Origin of the sequence: Enterobacter sp. NFIX59, assembly GCF_900113755.1 — a bacterium.
Classification (GTDB): Bacteria; Pseudomonadota; Gammaproteobacteria; order Enterobacterales; family Enterobacteriaceae; genus Enterobacter; species Enterobacter pseudoroggenkampii.
In genome coordinates this window covers 181387-199350 of sequence record NZ_FOQN01000002.1, presented here as the reverse complement: position 1 = coordinate 199350, position 17964 = coordinate 181387, and the positions used below count along the sequence as shown (strand labels likewise).

21 protein-coding genes are annotated in these 17964 nt (G+C 57.5%); 17 read left to right on the top strand and 4 right to left on the bottom strand.

The window, feature by feature from the left end; translation table 11 throughout:
* Positions 1-7 precede the first annotated feature (7 nt).
* A complete protein-coding gene (locus tag BM007_RS09710; protein WP_090418468.1) occupies positions 8-1051 on the bottom strand; it encodes an aminopeptidase in 1044 nt (347 codons plus the stop codon).
* 246 nt (positions 1052-1297) lie between these two features.
* On the opposite strand from BM007_RS09710, the gene cysG reads away from it, so the two are divergent.
* The 13 genes from cysG to rpoS all read left to right on the top strand — a co-directional run bounded on the left by cysG (position 1298) and on the right by rpoS (position 12377).
* Positions 1298-2647, top strand: coding sequence for a siroheme synthase CysG (cysG, locus tag BM007_RS09705; RefSeq protein WP_175557799.1), 1350 nt, complete (start codon positions 1298-1300; stop codon positions 2645-2647).
* Between the two features lie 9 nt (positions 2648-2656).
* On the top strand, positions 2657-3565 hold the full coding sequence (gene cysD, locus BM007_RS09700) for a sulfate adenylyltransferase subunit CysD (protein WP_006811770.1): 909 nt from the start codon (positions 2657-2659) through the stop codon (positions 3563-3565).
* A 9-nt stretch (positions 3566-3574) separates the two neighbouring features.
* On the top strand, positions 3575-4999 hold the full coding sequence (gene cysN / locus BM007_RS09695) for a sulfate adenylyltransferase subunit CysN (RefSeq protein WP_090418462.1): 1425 nt from the start codon (positions 3575-3577) through the stop codon (positions 4997-4999).
* Positions 4999-5604, top strand: coding sequence for an adenylyl-sulfate kinase (cysC, locus tag BM007_RS09690; protein ID WP_090418460.1), 606 nt, complete (start codon positions 4999-5001; stop codon positions 5602-5604). The genes cysN and cysC overlap by 1 nt, the downstream gene beginning before the upstream one ends.
* Positions 5605-5662: 58 nt before the next feature.
* On the top strand, positions 5663-5989 hold the full coding sequence (locus BM007_RS09685) for a DUF3561 family protein (protein WP_008499610.1): 327 nt from the start codon (positions 5663-5665) through the stop codon (positions 5987-5989).
* Positions 5990-6155: 166 nt separating this feature from the next.
* Positions 6156-6467: a cell division protein FtsB gene (ftsB, locus tag BM007_RS09675; RefSeq protein ID WP_008499609.1), complete on the top strand. Its 312-nt coding sequence runs from the start codon at positions 6156-6158 to the stop codon at positions 6465-6467.
* Between the two features lie 19 nt (positions 6468-6486).
* The gene (gene ispD, locus BM007_RS09670; RefSeq protein WP_023308993.1) at positions 6487-7197 is read left to right on the top strand and encodes a 2-C-methyl-D-erythritol 4-phosphate cytidylyltransferase; all 711 of its coding nucleotides are present in this window, start codon (positions 6487-6489) and stop codon (positions 7195-7197) included.
* Complete coding sequence (ispF, locus tag BM007_RS09665; RefSeq protein ID WP_008499607.1) at positions 7197-7676, top strand: 2-C-methyl-D-erythritol 2,4-cyclodiphosphate synthase; 480 nt, start codon at positions 7197-7199, stop codon at positions 7674-7676. Before ispD ends, ispF begins: the two co-directional genes overlap by 1 nt.
* On the top strand, positions 7673-8722 hold the full coding sequence (gene truD / locus BM007_RS09660) for a tRNA pseudouridine(13) synthase TruD (RefSeq protein WP_090418457.1): 1050 nt from the start codon (positions 7673-7675) through the stop codon (positions 8720-8722). Before ispF ends, truD begins: the two co-directional genes overlap by 4 nt.
* Positions 8703-9464, top strand: coding sequence for a 5'/3'-nucleotidase SurE (gene surE, locus BM007_RS09655; protein ID WP_021241911.1), 762 nt, complete (start codon positions 8703-8705; stop codon positions 9462-9464). Before truD ends, surE begins: the two co-directional genes overlap by 20 nt.
* Entirely contained in the window at positions 9458-10084 is a 627-nt protein-coding gene (locus BM007_RS09650) for a protein-L-isoaspartate(D-aspartate) O-methyltransferase (RefSeq protein WP_090418454.1), read from the top strand. Before surE ends, BM007_RS09650 begins: the two co-directional genes overlap by 7 nt.
* Positions 10085-10200: 116 nt before the next feature.
* Entirely contained in the window at positions 10201-11325 is a 1125-nt protein-coding gene (gene nlpD / locus BM007_RS09645) for a murein hydrolase activator NlpD (protein ID WP_090418451.1), read from the top strand.
* Between the two features lie 59 nt (positions 11326-11384).
* Positions 11385-12377, top strand: a complete 993-nt coding sequence (gene rpoS / locus BM007_RS09640; RefSeq protein ID WP_008499600.1) for an RNA polymerase sigma factor RpoS — start codon at positions 11385-11387, stop codon at positions 12375-12377.
* 52 nt (positions 12378-12429) lie between these two features.
* Here the strand turns inward: rpoS and BM007_RS09635 are convergent, their stop codons facing one another.
* Both BM007_RS09635 and BM007_RS09630 read right to left on the bottom strand, forming a co-directional pair.
* Positions 12430-12810 carry a DUF4440 domain-containing protein gene (locus BM007_RS09635; RefSeq protein ID WP_024909252.1) on the bottom strand — a complete coding sequence of 127 codons (381 nt, stop codon included), beginning with the start codon at positions 12808-12810 and terminating at the stop codon, positions 12430-12432.
* Complete coding sequence (locus tag BM007_RS09630) at positions 12807-14009, bottom strand: MFS transporter (protein ID WP_090418448.1); 1203 nt, start codon at positions 14007-14009, stop codon at positions 12807-12809. Before BM007_RS09630 ends, BM007_RS09635 begins: the two co-directional genes overlap by 4 nt.
* A 108-nt stretch (positions 14010-14117) precedes the next feature.
* On the opposite strand from BM007_RS09630, the gene BM007_RS09625 reads away from it, so the two are divergent.
* Entirely contained in the window at positions 14118-15005 is an 888-nt protein-coding gene (locus tag BM007_RS09625; protein WP_090418929.1) for a LysR family transcriptional regulator, read from the top strand.
* Here BM007_RS09625 and BM007_RS09620 read toward each other — a convergent pair.
* Complete coding sequence (locus BM007_RS09620) at positions 15002-15409, bottom strand: MarR family winged helix-turn-helix transcriptional regulator (RefSeq protein ID WP_024909249.1); 408 nt, start codon at positions 15407-15409, stop codon at positions 15002-15004. The two genes, BM007_RS09625 and BM007_RS09620, sit on opposite strands and share 4 nt — an antisense overlap.
* Before the next feature lie 171 nt (positions 15410-15580).
* Between BM007_RS09620 and BM007_RS09615 the strand changes: the two genes are divergently transcribed.
* Genes BM007_RS09615 through BM007_RS09605 form a run of 3 tightly spaced genes read left to right on the top strand, consistent with a single transcriptional unit; the run spans position 15581 to position 17832 of the window.
* Entirely contained in the window at positions 15581-16183 is a 603-nt protein-coding gene (locus BM007_RS09615; protein ID WP_024909248.1) for a non-oxidative hydroxyarylic acid decarboxylases subunit B, read from the top strand.
* Positions 16173-17600, top strand: a complete 1428-nt coding sequence (locus BM007_RS09610) for a non-oxidative hydroxyarylic acid decarboxylases subunit C (RefSeq protein WP_090418445.1) — start codon at positions 16173-16175, stop codon at positions 17598-17600. Before BM007_RS09615 ends, BM007_RS09610 begins: the two co-directional genes overlap by 11 nt.
* A gap of 10 nt (positions 17601-17610) precedes the next feature.
* Positions 17611-17832 carry a non-oxidative hydroxyarylic acid decarboxylases subunit D gene (locus BM007_RS09605; RefSeq protein ID WP_003862116.1) on the top strand — a complete coding sequence of 74 codons (222 nt, stop codon included), beginning with the start codon at positions 17611-17613 and terminating at the stop codon, positions 17830-17832.
* Positions 17833-17964: the final 132 nt, after the last annotated feature.

Below are 17964 nucleotides of genomic sequence, written 5' to 3'. Positions count from 1 at the left end.
ATAAGCACTAGGCTTTCCCCGCTTTCGCCAGCTCCTTCACCAGCGGCAGCATCACCTTCACCACATCACGACTGCGGTGTTCAATCCGCTGCGGCAGCGCGCGATCGATGTGCTGCTGATTATCCAGCATCACGTTGTGCCAGCTTGTCCCGTCCGGGAAGGCTTTCGATTTAGCCCGCTGCTGATAGCCATCTTTCTTGCCCAATGCCCAGTTTGTCGCTTCGACATACAGCACCGGAATGCCCGCCTTATCGAACACTTCCCCGTCGTTGCAGCAGCCCGTTCCTCGCGGGTAATCCGGGTTACCGCCGGGGTTGCTGGTGGCATAAACCCCGTGGCTGCGGGCAATCGCCAGCGCACGATCTCGCGTCAGTTTCCGCACGGTACCCGGCGTACTTTGCCCGCTGTTGAAATAGAGCTTGTCGCCGACGATCAGGTTATCGAGGTTGATCACCAGCAGCGTATTTTTCTTCTCCTCAGCGCTCATGCGTTTAAGGAGATTCTCAGCGCCGAGTTTGCCCTCTTCTTCACCGCTGGTGGCCACGAAACGGATACCATACTGGGTTGGAATATCCTTCATCCGCTCGGCCAGTTCGAGCATCACGCCCAGGCCTGCCGCGTTGTCGTCCATGCCCTGCAGCGTCAGCCCGCCGAGGTTGTTATCCGTATCGGCGTCACTCATCGGGGCGTAGGTATCAAGGTGCGCCATAATAATAATTTGCTCTTTTGCGGTACCTTCATGCGCCGCGATAACCGTACTGCCGGTCACGTTATGCCAGTTTTTCGTTTTGTTTCGTGAGGTATAGACGTAGCGGCTGTGAAACGACCGGATGTCGCTCTGGTAGCCCATCCCGGCAAACTGCTGGCGAAGATAGTCCGCGGAGAGCATTTCCGCAGGCGAACCGGTCATACGGCCAGGAAAGACGGTGGCAATATGCCGCGCCTGCATAGTGGCGATTTCACCATAAGGTTGGTTTTTTGCCTGGGCAGGAAGAATAAAGCAAACGCCGAGCGCCAGGGCAGCAATACGGTGGCGCGTTGCGGAGAACATAGTGAGTCCTTAAAAACTGAGCAAAATAATAACCCGCTTAGTATGAAACTGTGATCGTCCATACACAATTTGAATTGCTCTTAAATGCCCGAAATTTCGCGTGTTAAGCACTTTTTGGTATTAGCTTTTTCACGGCGTTATTCCATTGAGTAACTACTCATTCCAATTCGTAATTTCATTCGGTCTAAACCGCCCCCTATAGTCCCTCTATTCCTCGTTGTTAGTGAGTTGTTGCTTGTGGACTATCTGCCCTTATTTGCCGCGATAAAAGAGAAGCCGGTGCTGGTTGTTGGCACGGGTGAAATTGCCGATCGCAAAATTGCGTTTCTGCAGCGCGCAGGGGCGCAGGTGCGGGTAGTAGCAGAAGCGGATTTCGACGAATCCCAAATCGACAGCGTCGTGCTGGTGATTGCGGCGACCGAAGATCGCGACCTGAACCGGCGGATTTCCGAGGCCGCTCAGGCCCGCTACCGCCTGGTGAACGTGGTGGACGACCAGCCTTTATGCTCGTTTATCTTCCCGTCGATCGTTGACCGTTCGCCGCTGCTGGTGGCGATCTCCTCCGGCGGTACCGCACCGGTGCTGGCGCGCGTGCTGCGGGAAAAAATCGAAGCGCTGCTGCCGACCAGCCTCGGGCGCATGGCGGAAAAAGCCAGCTACTGGCGCAACCATCTGAAAACCCGCCTGACCAGCGTGACGGAACGCCGTCGCTTCTGGGAACGCGTGTTTCGCGGCCGCTTTGCCAGCCTGATGCATGCCGGCAATGAGACGGCGGCGCAGAAAATTCTTGAAGACGAACTGGATAACCCCGGCAGCACCGGCGGGGAGATCATTCTGGTAGGCGCAGGACCGGGCGATGCCGGGCTCCTGACGCTGCGCGGACTGCAGGTGCTGCAGGACGCGGACGTGGTGTTTTACGACCATCTGGTTACCGACGGCGTGCGCGAGCTGATCCGTCGCGACGCGGAGCAAATCTGCGTCGGCAAACGGGCTGGCGAGCACTCGGTGCCGCAGCACGACACCAACCAGATGCTGATTGACGCCGCCAAAGCGGGTAAAACCGTGGTGCGCCTGAAAGGGGGCGATCCGTTTATCTTTGGTCGCGGCGGCGAAGAGCTGCAGGCGGCAGCCGAAGCGGGTGTACCGTTCCAGGTGGTGCCGGGCATTACGGCGGCCTCTGCGGTAACGGCCTACGCCGGTATCCCGCTGACCCACCGCGATTACGCCCAGAGCGTGACCTTTGTGACCGGCCACTACAAGGCCGACAGCACACCGTTCGACTGGTCGCATCTCGCCCAGAGCCGCCAGACGCTGGCGATTTACATGGGCACGATGAAGGCGGCAGATATCAGCGAACAGCTTATTCAGCACGGTCGCGAGGCGACGACGCCCGTTGCCGTCATTTCTCGCGGCACGCGCGTCGATCAGCACGTTGCGACGGGCACCCTGGAACATCTTGCAACCCTGGCGAAAGACGCCCCGATGCCCGCCCTGATCGTGGTGGGAGAAGTGGTGCAGCTGCACAGCACGCTCGCCTGGTTCCAACACACAACCGATACAGAAGGCTTTGGTTCTTCTGTCGTAAATTTGGCTTAAGGAACGGTTATGGACCAAAAACGTCTTACACACCTGCGGCAGCTCGAAGCGGAGAGTATCCATATCATCCGCGAAGTGGCCGCCGAGTTTTCTAACCCGGTGATGATGTACTCCATCGGTAAAGATTCCAGCGTCATGCTGCATCTGGCGCGTAAAGCGTTTTATCCGGGCACGCTGCCGTTCCCGCTGTTGCACGTGGATACCGGCTGGAAATTCCGCGAGATGTATGAGTTTCGCGACCGTACCGCGAAAGCCTACGGCTGCGAGCTGCTGGTGCATAAAAACCCGGAAGGGGTGGCGATGGGCATTAACCCATTCGTGCACGGCAGCGCCAAGCATACCGATATCATGAAAACCGAAGGGCTGAAGCAGGCGCTGAATAAATACGGTTTTGACGCTGCTTTTGGCGGCGCGCGCCGTGACGAAGAGAAATCCCGCGCCAAAGAGCGTATCTACTCCTTCCGCGACCGCTTCCACCGCTGGGACCCCAAAAACCAGCGCCCGGAGCTGTGGCACAACTACAATGGTCAGATCAACAAAGGCGAAAGCATTCGCGTCTTCCCGCTCTCTAACTGGACCGAGCTGGATATCTGGCAGTACATCTATCTGGAAAACATCGAGATCGTTCCGCTGTATCTGGCCGCCGAGCGCCCGGTGCTGGAGCGCGACGGCATGCTGATGATGATCGACGACGATCGCATCGACCTGCAGCCGGGTGAAGTGATCAAGAAACAGATGGTCCGTTTCCGCACCCTCGGCTGCTGGCCGCTGACCGGCGCGGTGGAATCCAGCGCGCAGACGCTGCCGGAGATCATTGAAGAGATGCTGGTGTCCACCACCAGTGAGCGACAGGGGCGCGTGATTGACCGCGACCAGGCAGGCTCCATGGAGCTGAAGAAACGTCAGGGTTATTTCTAAGGAGCCGCCATGAACACCACTATTGCTCAACAAATTGCCAACGAAGGCGGCGTGGAAGCCTATCTGCACGCGCAGCAACATAAAAGCCTGCTGCGTTTTCTGACCTGCGGCAGCGTGGATGACGGGAAAAGTACCCTGATTGGCCGTCTGCTGCACGATACGCGCCAGATTTACGAAGATCAGCTCTCTTCCCTGCATAACGACAGTAAACGTCACGGCACCCAGGGTGAAAAACTCGACCTGGCCCTGCTGGTGGACGGCCTGCAGGCGGAGCGCGAGCAGGGCATCACCATCGACGTGGCCTACCGCTACTTCTCTACCGAGAAGCGCAAGTTTATTATTGCCGACACCCCAGGACACGAGCAGTACACCCGTAACATGGCAACCGGCGCCTCTACCTGCGACCTGGCCATCCTGCTGATGGACGCGCGTAAAGGCGTGCTGGATCAGACCCGTCGTCACAGCTTTATCTCCACGCTGCTGGGGATCAAACACCTGGTGGTGGCGGTCAACAAGATGGATCTGGTGAACTTCAGCGAAGAGAAGTTCGAGGAGATCCGCCAGAGCTACCTGACCTTTGCCGAGCAGCTGCCGGGCAACCTGGATATCCGCTTTGTGCCGCTCTCGGCGCTGGAAGGGGATAACGTCGCCTCCCAGAGCGCGAACATGCCGTGGTACAGCGGCCCGACGCTGCTGGAGGTGCTGGAAACCGTTGAAATTCAGCGCGTGGTCGACACCCAGCCGATGCGCTTCCCGGTGCAGTACGTTAACCGTCCTAACCTCGATTTCCGCGGTTTCTCAGGTACCCTCGCGTCAGGCTCCGTGAAGGTCGGCCAGCGCGTTAAGGTGCTGCCATCCGGCGTGGAATCGACCATCGCCCGTATCGTCACCTTCGACGGTGACCTGCAGGAAGCGGGCGCCGGTGAAGCCGTAACGCTGGTGCTGAAAGACGAAATTGATATCAGCCGGGGCGACCTGCTGGTCGACGCACAGGAAACGCTGGCCGCCGTACAGGGGGCTTCCGTGGACGTGGTGTGGATGGCGGAGCAACCGCTGACGTCGGGCCAGAGCTACGACATCAAAATTGCCGGCAAGAAAACCCGCGCCCGCGTGGACGGTATTCAGTTCCAGGTGGACATCAACAACCTGACCCAGCGTGAGGTTACCGAACTGCCGCTGAACGGCATCGGTCTGGTCGATCTGACCTTCGACGAACCGCTGGTGCTGGATCCGTATCAGCAGAACCCGGTGACGGGGGGGCTTATCTTTATCGACAGGCTGACCAACGTTACCGTCGGGGCCGGTATGGTCCGCGAACCGATTAAACAGTCTGCCGCGACGTCTGAATTCAGTGCCTTCGAGCTGGAACTGAACGCGCTGGTGCGTAAACACTTCCCGCACTGGGGCGCGCGCGATCTGCTGGGAGGCAAGTAATGGCCGCCCATGATGAGAACGTCGTCTGGCATCCTCATCCGGTCACCGTCGCCCAGCGCGAACAGCTCCACGGTCACCGTGGGGTTGTGCTGTGGTTTACCGGGCTGTCCGGCTCGGGTAAATCAACGGTGGCGGGCGCGCTGGAAGAGGCGCTGTATCAGCAGGGCGTAAGCACGTACCTGCTGGATGGTGACAACGTGCGTCACGGCCTGTGCAGCGATTTAGGGTTTAGTGACGACGACCGTAAAGAGAACATCCGCCGGGTAGGCGAAGTGGCCAGCCTGATGGCGGACGCCGGGCTGGTGGTACTGACCGCGTTTATCTCTCCGCACCGCGCCGAGCGCCAGATGGTGCGTGAACGCGTGGGCCAGGATCGCTTTATCGAGGTGTTTGTTGATACGCCGCTGGAGATTTGCGAAGCGCGCGACCCGAAAGGGCTGTACAAAAAAGCGCGTGCCGGAGAACTGCAAAACTTCACCGGAATTGACGCGGTATACGAAGCGCCTGAATCGCCTGAAATTCACCTGGAGGGTCAACAATTGGTAACAAATTTAGTAAGCCAATTATTAGACCTGCTCAGACGGGACGATATTATCAGATCCTGAGACGGTATCGTTCGGGAGCTGTCTTCCCGAACGATGAGTCACGGTCACAGGATTAGCTATGCGCAACAGTGAACATTACATCACCACCACCGGGTCGGAGCCGCTCGCGACCGACGACGAAACGACCTGGTCATTTCCTGGGGCCATCATCGGCTTCGTCTCATGGTTGCTGGCGCTGGGTATCCCGTTTCTCATCTACGGCGGTAACACGCTGTTCTTCTTTCTCTACACCTGGCCTTTCTTTCTGGCGCTGATGCCCGTGGCGGTTGTCGTCGGCATTGCGCTGCACTCGTTGCTCAACGGTAAGCTCCTGTACAGCACCGTGGTCACGATTGTGACGGTGGTTCTGATGTTTGGTCTGTTATTTTTGTGGCTCATGGGCTAACTTCAGCCATAATTCAAACCGTAACCAACTGTGTAACGATATTGTGCAGGACGATTCTGCGGAAAAAATGTGGTACATTTGCCCGCGATGTTGCGGCATCTCTGTTACCCCGGCGTAGTGCTCTGGGGAAGTCTTGGGATGATGATGCCGTTTTTCAGGGGGCAGGATGGGTAAACTAACGCTGCTGTTGCTGGCTTTGCTAATCTGGCTGCAATATTCGCTGTGGTTCGGTAAGAACGGACTGCACGACTATAGCCGGGTGAGCGATGACGTCGCGGCTCAGCAGGCAACAAACGCCAAACTTAAGGCGCGAAACGATCAACTCTTTGCTGAAATTGATGACCTCAATGGCGGGCAAGAGGCGATTGAGGAACGCGCACGCAATGAACTCAGTATGACTAAGCCGGGCGAAACCTTTTATCGTCTGGTTCCGGATGCGTCTAAACGCAATCAGGGCTCAGCACAAAACAATCGATAATCAGGCCCAGGATTACGACATGGCAGTAACTTTTTCGGACGTATGCGCCGTGGTGCCGGCCGCAGGTTTTGGCCGGCGCATGCAGACAGAATGTCCCAAGCAGTACCTCTCTATTGGCGATAAAACGATCCTCGAGCACGCCGTGGCGGCGCTGCTGGCGCACCCACGGGTGACGCGGGTGATCATCGCTATCAGCCCTGGCGATGCGCGCTTTGCGCAGCTGCCGCTGGCAAATCATCCACAGATTACCGTCGTTGACGGTGGCGCCGAGCGCGCCGATTCCGTGCTGGCGGGCATTCAGGCCGCCGGAAACGCGCCGTGGGTGCTGGTGCATGACGCGGCGCGTCCGTGTCTGCATCAGGACGACCTAGCGCGTCTGCTGGCCCTGAGCGAAACAAGCAAGGTTGGCGGGATTCTGGCCGCGCCGGTGCGCGACACCATGAAGCGCGCCGAGCCGGGCAAACAGGCTATCGCCCACACCGTCGATCGCGTCGATTTATGGCACGCGCTGACGCCACAATTTTTCCCCCGCGAATTACTCCACGACTGCTTAACGCGTGCGCTTAAAGAAGGTGCGACCATCACGGACGAAGCCTCTGCGCTGGAATATTGCGGTTTCCACCCTGAGCTTGTTGAAGGACGCGCTGATAATATTAAAGTGACGCGTCCGGAAGATTTACAGCTTGCGGAATTCTATCTTACCCGTTCGACCCATCAGGAGAAGGCATAATGCGAATTGGACACGGTTTTGATGTACACGCCTTTGGCGGAGAAGGCCCAATTATCATTGGCGGCGTGCGCATTCCTTATGAAAAAGGACTGCTGGCACATTCTGATGGCGACGTGGCACTGCATGCGCTGACCGACGCGCTGCTGGGCGCTGCCGCGCTGGGTGATATCGGCAAGCTGTTCCCGGACACCGACCCGGCATTTAAAGGCGCGGACAGCCGCGAACTGCTGCGCGAAGCGTGGCGTCGCATTCAGGCGAAAGGCTACACCCTCGGCAACGTCGACGTGACGATTATTGCCCAGGCCCCGAAAATGCTGCCGCACATTCCGCAGATGCGCGTGTTTATTGCAGAAGATCTGGGCTGCCACATGGACGACGTGAACGTCAAAGCGACGACGACCGAGAAGCTGGGCTTTACCGGGCGCGGCGAAGGGATTGCCTGTGAAGCCGTGGCGCTGCTGGTGAAGGCGAGCAAATGACAGACTTCGACAACCTGACATACCTGCACGGTAAACCGCAGGGGAACGGGGTGCTGAAAGCCAGCCCTGAAGACTTCCTCGTGGTAGAGGATCTGGGCTTTGAGCCGGATGGCGAAGGCGAACATATCCTGGTGCGTATTCTGAAAAATGGCTGCAATACCCGCTTTGTGGCCGACGCGCTGGCAAAATTCCTTAAAATTCATGCCCGCGAAGTGAGCTTTGCCGGGCAGAAAGATAAACACGCCGTCACTGAACAGTGGCTCTGCGCGCGCGTTCCCGGTAATACGATGCCTGATTTAAGCAAATTTGAGCTTGAGGGCTGTAAGGTACTGGAATTCGCCCGCCACAAGCGCAAACTGCGTCTGGGGGCGTTGAAGGGTAACGACTTTACGCTGGTGCTGCGGGAAGTGACCCACCGCGAAGACGTTGAAAAACGTCTGAACGCTATCAGTGAACGCGGCGTGCCGAACTACTTTGGCGCGCAGCGCTTTGGTATTGGCGGCAGCAACCTGCAGGGCGCGCTGCGCTGGGCGCAAAGCGATGCACCGGTGCGGGACAGGAATAAACGCAGTTTTTGGTTGTCGGCGGCCCGCAGTGCGTTGTTTAATCAGATTGTGAGCGAAAGGCTGAAAAAACCGGACGCGAATCAAGTTGTTGTTGGCGATGCGCTACAATTAGCGGGACGCGGAAGCTGGTTTGTGGCAACGGCCGAAGAAATGGCCGATTTGCAGTCGCGCGTGGACGCAAAAGCGCTGATGATTACCGCCGCGCTGCCCGGTACGGGCGACTGGGGAACACAGGGCGACGCGCTGGCCGCCGAGCAAGCAGCCGTAGCGGATGCGCCAGAACTGCAATCCTTGCTGGTGCGGGAAAAAGTCGACGCGGCACGCCGCGCAATGCTGCTCTATCCGCAGCAGTTAAGCTGGAACTGGTGGGATGACGTAACCGTCGAGTTACGCTTCTGGCTGCCGGCAGGTAGCTTTGCCACCAGTGTTGTCAGGGAACTTATCAACACCTCGGGTGATTATGCGAATATTGCTGAGTAACGATGACGGGATCCACGCGCCGGGCATTCAGACCCTGGCGAAACACCTCCGTGAATTTGCGGATGTGCAGGTCGTGGCACCCGATCGTAACCGCAGTGGAGCGTCTAACTCGCTGACGCTGGAGTCGTCGCTTCGCACCTTTACCTTTGAAAATGGCGATATTGCCGTGCAGATGGGCACGCCAACCGACTGCGTTTTTCTGGGCGTGAACGCGCTGATGCGTCCGCGTCCGGATATCGTCGTCTCCGGCATTAACGCCGGGCCTAACCTCGGCGATGACGTGATTTACTCCGGTACCGTGGCGGCCGCAATGGAAGGGCGCCATCTGGGGTTCCCGGCGCTGGCGGTCTCGTTGAACGGCTACACGCACTACGACACCGCCGCTGCGGTGACCTGTTCGATCCTGCGGGCACTCGGCCGCGAGCCGTTGCGTACCGGGCGCATCCTCAACATCAACGTGCCGGATCTTCCTCTCGATGAAATTAAAGGCATTCGCGTCACCCGTTGCGGAAGCCGACATCCTGCCGATCAGGTGATCCCGCAGCAGGATCCGCGCGGCAACACGCTTTACTGGATTGGCCCTCCTGGCGATAAGTGCGATGCGGGTCCTGATACCGACTTTGCCGCCGTAGAAGAAGGCTATGTTTCGGTTACCCCGCTGCACGTAGATTTAACCGCGTATAGCGCGCATGATGTGGTGTCGGGCTGGCTGGATCGCGCAGGAGTGAACGCGCAATGGTAAACAAACGTGTACAAACTCTTCTGGAACAACTCCGCGCGCAGGGGATCCGCGACGAGCACGTGCTTGAAGCACTTGCTCAGGTTCCGCGTGAGAAATTTGTAGACGAGGCGTTTGAACACAAAGCGTGGGAAAACGTGGCGCTGCCCATCGGGCAGGGCCAGACGATTTCGCAGCCTTATATGGTAGCGCGGATGACGGAGCTGCTGGAGCTGACGCCCGACTCCCGCGTGCTGGAGATTGGCACCGGGTCGGGGTATCAGACTGCGATCCTGGCGCATCTGGTGCACCATGTATGCTCCGTTGAGCGGATTAAAGGTTTACAGTGGCAGGCGCGTCGTCGCCTGAAACAACTTGATTTACATAATGTTTCGACACGACACGGTGATGGATGGCAGGGTTGGAAAGCTCGCGCCCCGTTTGACGCCATCATCGTGACGGCGGCCCCGCCTGAAATTCCTGCTGCCCTGTTATCGCAGCTGGATGAGGGGGGCATTCTGGTTCTGCCTGTCGGGGACGAGCAGCAGCTGTTGAAGCGCGTTCGCCGGCGCGGCGACGAGTTTATTATCGACACCGTGGAAGCCGTGCGCTTTGTGCCTCTGGTGAAGGGGGAGTTGGCCTGAGACTCGGAATTATCCAGGGTTATTAAGGCAAATTCAGAGTATGGTGTGGCGCGAAAGATTCGTGCCATCACGGTAAATTTTAAGTCACTGGTAGTTAAAACATTCCTGGGGGATAAATGAGCGCGGGAAGCCCTAAATTCACCATCAGCCGTGTTGCGGCATTATCACTGGTTTCGCTCTGGCTGGCAGGTTGTACAAGTTCTAACAACGCGCCTGCGCCCGTCAGTTCCGTCGGCGGAAACAGCGGCTCCGGTAACACGTCCAGCGGAATGTTAATCACGCCGCCACCTAAAATGGGGACGGCTGTGCCGCAGAAAACACCACAAATTCAGCCTGTGCAACATCCTGTTACACAGCCAATGCAGGTTCAGCCAGTTGAACAACCTGTTCAGACCCAAAATGGCCGCATAGTCTATAACCGCCAGTATGGGAACATTCCGAAAGGCAGCTACACCGGTGGCAGCACCTATACCGTGAAACGCGGCGATACGCTGTTCTACATTGCGTGGATCACCGGGAACGATTTCCGTGACCTCGCGCAGCGCAATAACGTCCAGGCCCCATACGGTCTGGAAGTCGGGCAAACGCTCCAGGTCGGTAACGCGACGGGCACGCCGCTGACCCCTGGCAACACCGTTTCCGCGGCCGATGTGACGGCGCAGAATAACAGCGTTAAGCCTGCACAAAAATCCACCACGGTGGTTGCTTCACAACCTGTAATTACGTATTCTGAGGATTCAGGTGATCAGACTGCTAACAAAATGTTGCCGAATAATAAAGGGACTGCGACTGCTGTCACAGCACCGGTTACGGCACCTGTGGTTAGCTCTACTGAACCGACTGCCAGCAGTATGACCTCCAGTTCGCCGATTTCTGCATGGCGCTGGCCGACTGACGGCAAGGTTATCGAAAACTTCTCTTCCTCCGAAGGGGGAAATAAAGGGATCGATATCGCAGGGAGTAAAGGACAGGCTATCATCGCGACCGCAGACGGACGCGTTGTGTATGCCGGTAACGCTCTGCGCGGTTACGGTAATCTTATTATCATCAAACATAACGATGATTACCTGAGTGCCTACGCCCATAACGACACAATGCTGGTCCGGGAACAACAAGAAGTTAAGGCGGGGCAAAAAATCGCTACCATGGGTAGCACCGGAACCAGTTCTACACGCTTGCATTTTGAAATTCGTTACAAGGGGAAATCCGTAAACCCGCTGCAGTACTTGCCGCAGCGATAATTTGACGGGGCATGCCAGCCAGGGTGTCTCGTTCAGGGATCACGGGTAGGAGCCACCTTATGAGTCAGAATACGCTGAAAGTTCATGATTTAAATGAAGACGCGGAATTTGATGAGAACGGAGTAGAGGCTTTTGACGAAAAAGCCTTAGTAGAAGAGGAACCCAGTGATAACGATTTGGCTGAAGAAGAGCTGTTATCGCAGGGTGCCACACAGCGTGTACTGGACGCGACTCAGCTTTACCTTGGGGAGATTGGTTACTCCCCACTGCTAACGGCCGAAGAAGAAGTCTATTTCGCACGTCGTGCTTTGCGTGGTGATGTGGCCTCGCGTCGTCGCATGATTGAAAGTAACCTGCGACTGGTCGTGAAAATTGCCCGCCGTTACGGCAATCGTGGTCTGGCTCTGCTGGATCTGATTGAAGAGGGCAACCTGGGTCTCATCCGCGCAGTTGAGAAGTTTGACCCGGAACGCGGGTTCCGTTTCTCAACCTACGCGACCTGGTGGATTCGTCAGACCATCGAACGGGCTATTATGAACCAGACCCGTACGATCCGCCTGCCGATTCACATCGTCAAAGAGTTGAACGTTTATCTGCGCACCGCGCGCGAGTTGTCCCATAAGCTGGACCACGAGCCAAGCGCAGAAGAAATTGCCGAACAACTCGATAAACCGGTTGATGACGTAAGCCGTATGCTGCGTCTCAACGAGCGCATTACCTCCGTTGACACCCCGCTGGGTGGCGACTCCGAAAAAGCGCTGCTGGACATCCTGGCCGATGAAAAAGACAACGGCCCGGAAGACACCACGCAGGACGATGACATGAAACAGAGCATCGTCAAATGGCTGTTCGAACTGAACGCCAAACAGCGTGAAGTGCTGGCACGTCGTTTCGGTTTACTGGGGTATGAAGCTGCGACACTGGAAGACGTCGGCCGCGAAATTGGCCTGACCCGTGAACGTGTTCGTCAGATTCAGGTTGAAGGTCTGCGCCGCCTGCGTGAAATCCTGCAGGGGCAAGGTCTGAATATCGAAGCGCTGTTCCGCGAATAAGCAACCTTTCGTCAAAAAAGGCCCGTCGTGAGACGGGCCTTTTTCTTTTGTGTTACGGTTGCGTCGCCGTCTCGTGCAGCAGACGCCACACTATCCGATCGCCTTCCTGATTGAGCACCGCGGTTGACCAGCGCACGTTAACGGGCTGGTCCGGCCGGGTTTGCGTCTCCCGGTAATGGAGTACCGCGCCGTGAGGCCACGCCTGGCGCGTAGTTAATTCATCAATGACGATCTTCAGTCCGGGACGGCTTCCGCGCTGTTTTTCCAGAAAGCTGACAAGGCCGTCATAGTCGATATGAACGCCGCCCGGCGGGATCATCAGAAAATCGGGACGAAAACGGGCGTGCAGGGCGTCGGAATCACCTTCACCTTTGCCTAACCAGTCTTCAAGCGCAATGTGGAGGTCGATAATGTCGTGTTCGAAAGGCGTCATGAATTCTCCTGTCGCAGCTGGGTGAGCACCTGCGAATTGTTAAGACGAAAAACATACAGTACAGGCAGCAAGGTCATGCCTGCTGCAAAAATAAACATCCCGTGCCAGGCGGCGAGCGGTGGCAGCCACGCCTGAGCCAGGTTCAGCACTTGGGCAAGCAGCAGGGCACCGGCAAAAAAGCTCAGCTGACGATTGAGATTCCACAGCGCGCTGGCATCCGGCATCTCATCCCGTCGCGTTGTCAGAAACGCGCTGCTCTGAGCCGTACTGCTGCACAGGCTTCCTCCCGCGCCCATCAGGGTAAACGCAACGGCAGGCAGCAGCGTAGCCGAACTGATGTTAATCAATAGCAGGATACCCGTGGCCTGCAACAGGCAGCCGATGACGATCAGCGGCCGGGGACCGATACGGTTAAAATAACGTCCCGTTGCCGTGATGGCGATAAACGATGCCACGGACCACGGCAGCATGAGCATCCCCGTTGCGGCTGGGCTCATGTTCGCCACGTGCTGAAGATAAAACATGCCCGTGACGCTCACCCCAATAAATACGCCAGGAACGCATAAATAGACAAGCATGGAAAAACGTAAAAGCGGGTCCGCGAGCAAGGGCAGGTTTAGCAGTCTGGCCGCTTTCATCGTGGGTTTTTCGTGTTTAAGCCACAGGCACGCCAGAGCAAAGGTCGCGATAGCGACCGGTAGCGTAGCGAAAAAGATCCATCGCCAGCCCAGCGTCTGCACCAGCACGCCGCCGACAGCCGGGGAGCAGGCCGGGGCAAGCAGCGCGACCAGCATCACCGCCGAGGAGAGTCTGGCACGCTCGTGAGGCTTATACTGTTGCCAGGTCAGCGCCTGTCCGACGGGGATCAGTAAGCCTCCTCCCACGCCCTGAAGCACTCGCCAGGCGATCAGACTTTCAAGCGTTGCAGACAGGCCCGCCGCTGCGGAGGCTGCGCTAAACAGAAAAAGCGAGAGCAGGATGACGCGCTTGGGCCCGATGCGGCGCGTGAGCACGCTGCTAAACGGGATCACCAGCGTCAGGCCGGCAATGTACCCGTTACTAACCCAGGTAAGGGCCGAAGGCGTGGCGTTAAAGGCGTGAGCCATTGCCGGGAACGCGACGCTGGCAATGAACATGTTGATCAAATCAAGAAAAAAGCCCAGCAGATAAACAACGGCGACTTTGCTGCGATACGTCATGGTGGATCCTCCGGTGAGGTGGCGTATCGTATCGGCTCGGTAATCACGGATAAACCTGACAAAGCGCGATATACTGTCAAAAATATTTTGACAGTAAAGGGCGTGATGATGATTAACCTGCAGCGGACGCAGATGTTTGTCGCGGTGGCCGACACCGGCAGTTTTACGGCGGCCGCCGAGGCGATGGGGCTGACAAAAGCGGTCGTCAGCTTCAATATTCGCCAGCTTGAAGATGAGCTGGGCGTTACGCTGCTGCTGCGCTCCACCCGTCGACTGACGTTAACCGAGGCGGGCGCGCTTTTTCATCAGCGCAGCGTGGCGCTTCTGAAGGACGCCGAACGGCTGCAGGATGATGTCCGTGCGAATCATGCGGGGCTTACTGGCGAACTGCGGATCACCACTACGCCCGAGTATGGCTCACAGGTGGTGGTGCCGCTGCTGGCCAGATTTAGCCAGCAGCACCCGGATCTTCGCGTACGACATGCTTCGTCGTCCCTGCACGCCGACCTTATCTCGGAGCGCTTTGACGTGGCCATCCGGCTGGGAACGCTTGCCGATTCGCGCAACCACGCCGCGCTGATTTCCCACTTTTCTATTATCCCTGTGGCGACGCCCGGGTGGCTCGTTAACCATCCGATAGAAACGCTTGCGCAGCTGGCCCACGCGGACTGGATTATTCACGAGCGCCTGGCCTCGCCGCTGCGCTGGCAGGTGAGAGATGCCAGCGGTGCGCCTGAAATACTGGAGATAAAACAAGCGCCGCGCCTGTTTGCCGACAGCGCTCAGGCCCTTATGGCTTTTGCGCTCGCAGGCGGTGGGGTGGCGTTACTGCCGGAATGGCTGGTACGCGGTGCGCTTGATGCTGGAAAACTGGCCCCGGTATTACCGGAATATACCTTTGCGCGGCAGGGTATCTATGCGGTGTATCCTGATGCCCGGCATGTGTCAGCGAAAGTACGCACCTTTATCGATTTTATGCGCACCAGCGTGAATTAATCGTGCATCATCTTTTTGATGAGCGCCGAGAACTGCTCCCGTTCGGCCTTGCTTAGACGGCCTAAAAAGGCCTCATCAACTTCATTGCCTACCGGCTTGCAGTCTGCAAGCAGGGCTTCCCCTTCTGGCGTCAGGAAGACAAAGCGACGGCGCTTATCCGCAGGGTCGTGCTCGCGTTTGACCAGACCGCGCGCCTCCATGCGGCTGAGCATCTCCGCCAGGGTCGCTTTCGTGCTGACCGCGACTTCAGTCAATGCCACCTGTTCAATGCCCGGATGCTCGGCAATGGAGCGCATCACCGCATACTGTGGCTTGGTCAGTTCCGGCAAGGCATGTTGCCACTGCGCGGTATGCTGTTGAAAAAGCTGACGTAACAGGTGGAACGCCTCTTGTCTTAGTTCCATGAACACTCCGACGGAAAAAATCTCTCCCTATGATAGCCGCTATTGCTCTCAATTTTAACGCGGCATTTTTTAGCCATTCGTGTGATCGTATGCGAACGATCTTGTCAGAAAAACAATCCTGGAGTAGCTTATTTATAATGTTCGTGTACGAACAAATTATTGAGGTGATGAATGAGATTGATAGTAGGAATGACGGGAGCAACGGGCGCGCCGCTGGGTGTGGCTTTATTGCAGGCACTGCGTGACATGCCGGAGGTGGAAACCCATCTGGTGATGTCTAAGTGGGCAAAAACCACCATTGAGCTGGAAACGCCTTACACCGCGCAGGACGTCGCTGCGCTGGCTGACGTTGTCCACAGCCCGGCTGACCAGGCCGCCACTATCTCTTCCGGCTCGTTTCGCACCGACGGCATGATCGTCATTCCCTGCAGCATGAAAACGCTGGCGGGTATCCGCGCGGGTTACGCCGAAGGGCTGGTGGGACGTGCGGCGGATGTGGTGTTGAAAGAGGGGCGCAAGCTGGTGCTGGTTCCCCGTGAAACGCCGCTCAGCACCATTCATCTTGAGAACATGCTTGCGCTCTCCCGCATGGGCGTGGCGATGGTGCCGCCTATGCCTGCGTATTACAACCACCCTCAGACCGCAGATGACATTACCCAGCATATTGTGACACGCGTGCTCGACCAGTTCGGTCTGGAGCATAAAAAGGCGCGACGCTGGAACGGGCTGCGGGAGGCGAAACATTTTTCACAGGAGAATAAAGATGGCATTTGATGATTTGAGAAGCTTCCTCCAGGCGCTCGATGAGCAAGGGCAACTGCTGAAAATTGAGGAAGAGGTAAACGCTGAGCCCGATCTGGCAGCGGCAGCCAACGCGACCGGCCGCATTGGCGACGGTGCGCCCGCGCTGTGGTTCGACAACATTCGTGGCTTTACCGATGCCCGCGTGGTGATGAACACCATCGGCTCCTGGCAGAACCACGCCATTTCGATGGGGCTGCCGGCGAACACTCCGGTAAAAAAACAGATCGACGAGTTTATCCGCCGCTGGGATAAATTCCCCGTCACACCGGAGCGCCGCGCTAACCCGGCCTGGGTGCAGAATACGGTGGACGGTGAAGACATCAACCTGTTCGATATTCTGCCGCTGTTCCGTCTGAACGACGGTGACGGGGGCTTTTATCTCGATAAAGCGTGTGTCGTCTCGCGCGATCCGCTTGACCCGGATCACTTCGGCAAGCAAAACGTCGGGATCTACCGCATGGAAGTGAAGGGCAAGCGCAAGCTCGGCCTGCAGCCGGTACCGATGCACGATATCGCTCTGCATCTGCACAAAGCGGAAGAGCGCGGCGAAGACCTGCCGATTGCGATTACCCTCGGCAACGACCCGATCATCACCCTGATGGGCGCCACGCCGCTGAAATACGATCAGTCCGAGTATGAAATGGCCGGCGCGCTGCGTGAAAGCCCGTACCCTATTGCCACCGCGCCGCTGACCGGCTTCGACGTGCCGTGGGGTTCTGAAGTGATCCTGGAAGGGGTGATTGAAGGCCGCAAGCGTGAAATCGAAGGGCCTTTCGGCGAGTTTACCGGGCACTACTCCGGTGGCCGTAACATGACGGTTGTCCGTATCGACAAAGTCTCTTACCGCACCAAACCGATTTTCGAATCCCTTTACCTTGGCATGCCGTGGACCGAGATCGACTATCTGATGGGACCGGCTACCTGCGTGCCGCTCTACCAGCAGCTGAAAGCAGAATTCCCGGAAGTGCAGGCGGTTAACGCGATGTACACCCACGGTCTGCTGGCGATTATCTCCACCAAAAAACGTTACGGCGGTTTTGCCCGCGCGGTCGGTTTACGTGCAATGACCACGCCGCACGGTCTGGGCTACGTGAAGATGGTGATCGTGGTGGATGAGGATGTCGATCCGTTCAACCTCCCGCAGGTGATGTGGGCGCTGTCATCGAAGGTCAACCCGGCAGGCGATCTGGTGCAGCTGCCGAACATGTCGGTGCTGGAACTCGATCCAGGATCCAGCCCGGCGGGCATTACCGACAAACTGATTATCGATGCCACTACGCCTGTCGCACCGGACACCCGGGGCCACTATAGCCAGCCGGTACAGGATCTGCCTGAAACTAAAGCCTGGGCTGAAAAACTGACCGCGATGCTGGCTGCACGCCAATAAGGAGGAAAAGATGATTTGTCCACGTTGTGCCGATGAGCATATTGAAGTGATGGCGACGTCACCGGTGAAAGGGGTCTGGACCGTTTACCAGTGCCAGCATTGTCTTTATACCTGGCGCGATACCGAACCGTTGCGTCGTACCAGCCGCGAACATTACCCGGAAGCGTTCCGCATGACGCAGAAGGATATCGATGAGGCGCCGCAGGTGCCGACAATCCCGCCGCTGTTGTAAAAAAAGCCCGGTGGCGCTGCGCTTACCGGGCGATAACATCGTGCGGTCTGTTTTGCCGGGTGGCGGCTTCGCCTTACCCGGCCTACAAAACCCGTAGGCCCGGTAAGCGCAGCGCCACCGGGCAAAAGACCG

What these genes read in the sequence shown, in the direction of transcription:
- BM007_RS09615 (WP_024909248.1), top strand. Translation starts at nt 15,581, where the DNA reads ATGAGATTGATAGTAGGAATGACGGGAGCAACGGGCGCGCCGCTGGGT.
- BM007_RS09625 (WP_090418929.1), top strand. Translation starts at nt 14,118, where the DNA reads ATGATTAACCTGCAGCGGACGCAGATGTTTGTCGCGGTGGCCGACACC.
- nlpD (WP_090418451.1), top strand. Translation starts at nt 10,201, where the DNA reads ATGAGCGCGGGAAGCCCTAAATTCACCATCAGCCGTGTTGCGGCATTA.
- cysD (WP_006811770.1), top strand. Translation starts at nt 2,657, where the DNA reads ATGGACCAAAAACGTCTTACACACCTGCGGCAGCTCGAAGCGGAGAGT.
- surE (WP_021241911.1), top strand. Translation starts at nt 8,703, where the DNA reads ATGCGAATATTGCTGAGTAACGATGACGGGATCCACGCGCCGGGCATT.
- cysN (WP_090418462.1), top strand. Translation starts at nt 3,575, where the DNA reads ATGAACACCACTATTGCTCAACAAATTGCCAACGAAGGCGGCGTGGAA.
- ftsB (WP_008499609.1), top strand. Translation starts at nt 6,156, where the DNA reads ATGGGTAAACTAACGCTGCTGTTGCTGGCTTTGCTAATCTGGCTGCAA.
- cysC (WP_090418460.1), top strand. Translation starts at nt 4,999, where the DNA reads ATGGCCGCCCATGATGAGAACGTCGTCTGGCATCCTCATCCGGTCACC.
- ispF (WP_008499607.1), top strand. Translation starts at nt 7,197, where the DNA reads ATGCGAATTGGACACGGTTTTGATGTACACGCCTTTGGCGGAGAAGGC.
- BM007_RS09605 (WP_003862116.1), top strand. Translation starts at nt 17,611, where the DNA reads ATGATTTGTCCACGTTGTGCCGATGAGCATATTGAAGTGATGGCGACG.
- BM007_RS09650 (WP_090418454.1), top strand. Translation starts at nt 9,458, where the DNA reads ATGGTAAACAAACGTGTACAAACTCTTCTGGAACAACTCCGCGCGCAG.
- ispD (WP_023308993.1), top strand. Translation starts at nt 6,487, where the DNA reads ATGGCAGTAACTTTTTCGGACGTATGCGCCGTGGTGCCGGCCGCAGGT.
- truD (WP_090418457.1), top strand. Translation starts at nt 7,673, where the DNA reads ATGACAGACTTCGACAACCTGACATACCTGCACGGTAAACCGCAGGGG.
- BM007_RS09685 (WP_008499610.1), top strand. Translation starts at nt 5,663, where the DNA reads ATGCGCAACAGTGAACATTACATCACCACCACCGGGTCGGAGCCGCTC.
- BM007_RS09620 (WP_024909249.1), bottom strand. Translation starts at nt 15,409, where the DNA reads ATGGAACTAAGACAAGAGGCGTTCCACCTGTTACGTCAGCTTTTTCAA.
- rpoS (WP_008499600.1), top strand. Translation starts at nt 11,385, where the DNA reads ATGAGTCAGAATACGCTGAAAGTTCATGATTTAAATGAAGACGCGGAA.
- BM007_RS09635 (WP_024909252.1), bottom strand. Translation starts at nt 12,810, where the DNA reads ATGACGCCTTTCGAACACGACATTATCGACCTCCACATTGCGCTTGAA.
- BM007_RS09710 (WP_090418468.1), bottom strand. Translation starts at nt 1,051, where the DNA reads ATGTTCTCCGCAACGCGCCACCGTATTGCTGCCCTGGCGCTCGGCGTT.
- BM007_RS09610 (WP_090418445.1), top strand. Translation starts at nt 16,173, where the DNA reads ATGGCATTTGATGATTTGAGAAGCTTCCTCCAGGCGCTCGATGAGCAA.
- BM007_RS09630 (WP_090418448.1), bottom strand. Translation starts at nt 14,009, where the DNA reads ATGACGTATCGCAGCAAAGTCGCCGTTGTTTATCTGCTGGGCTTTTTT.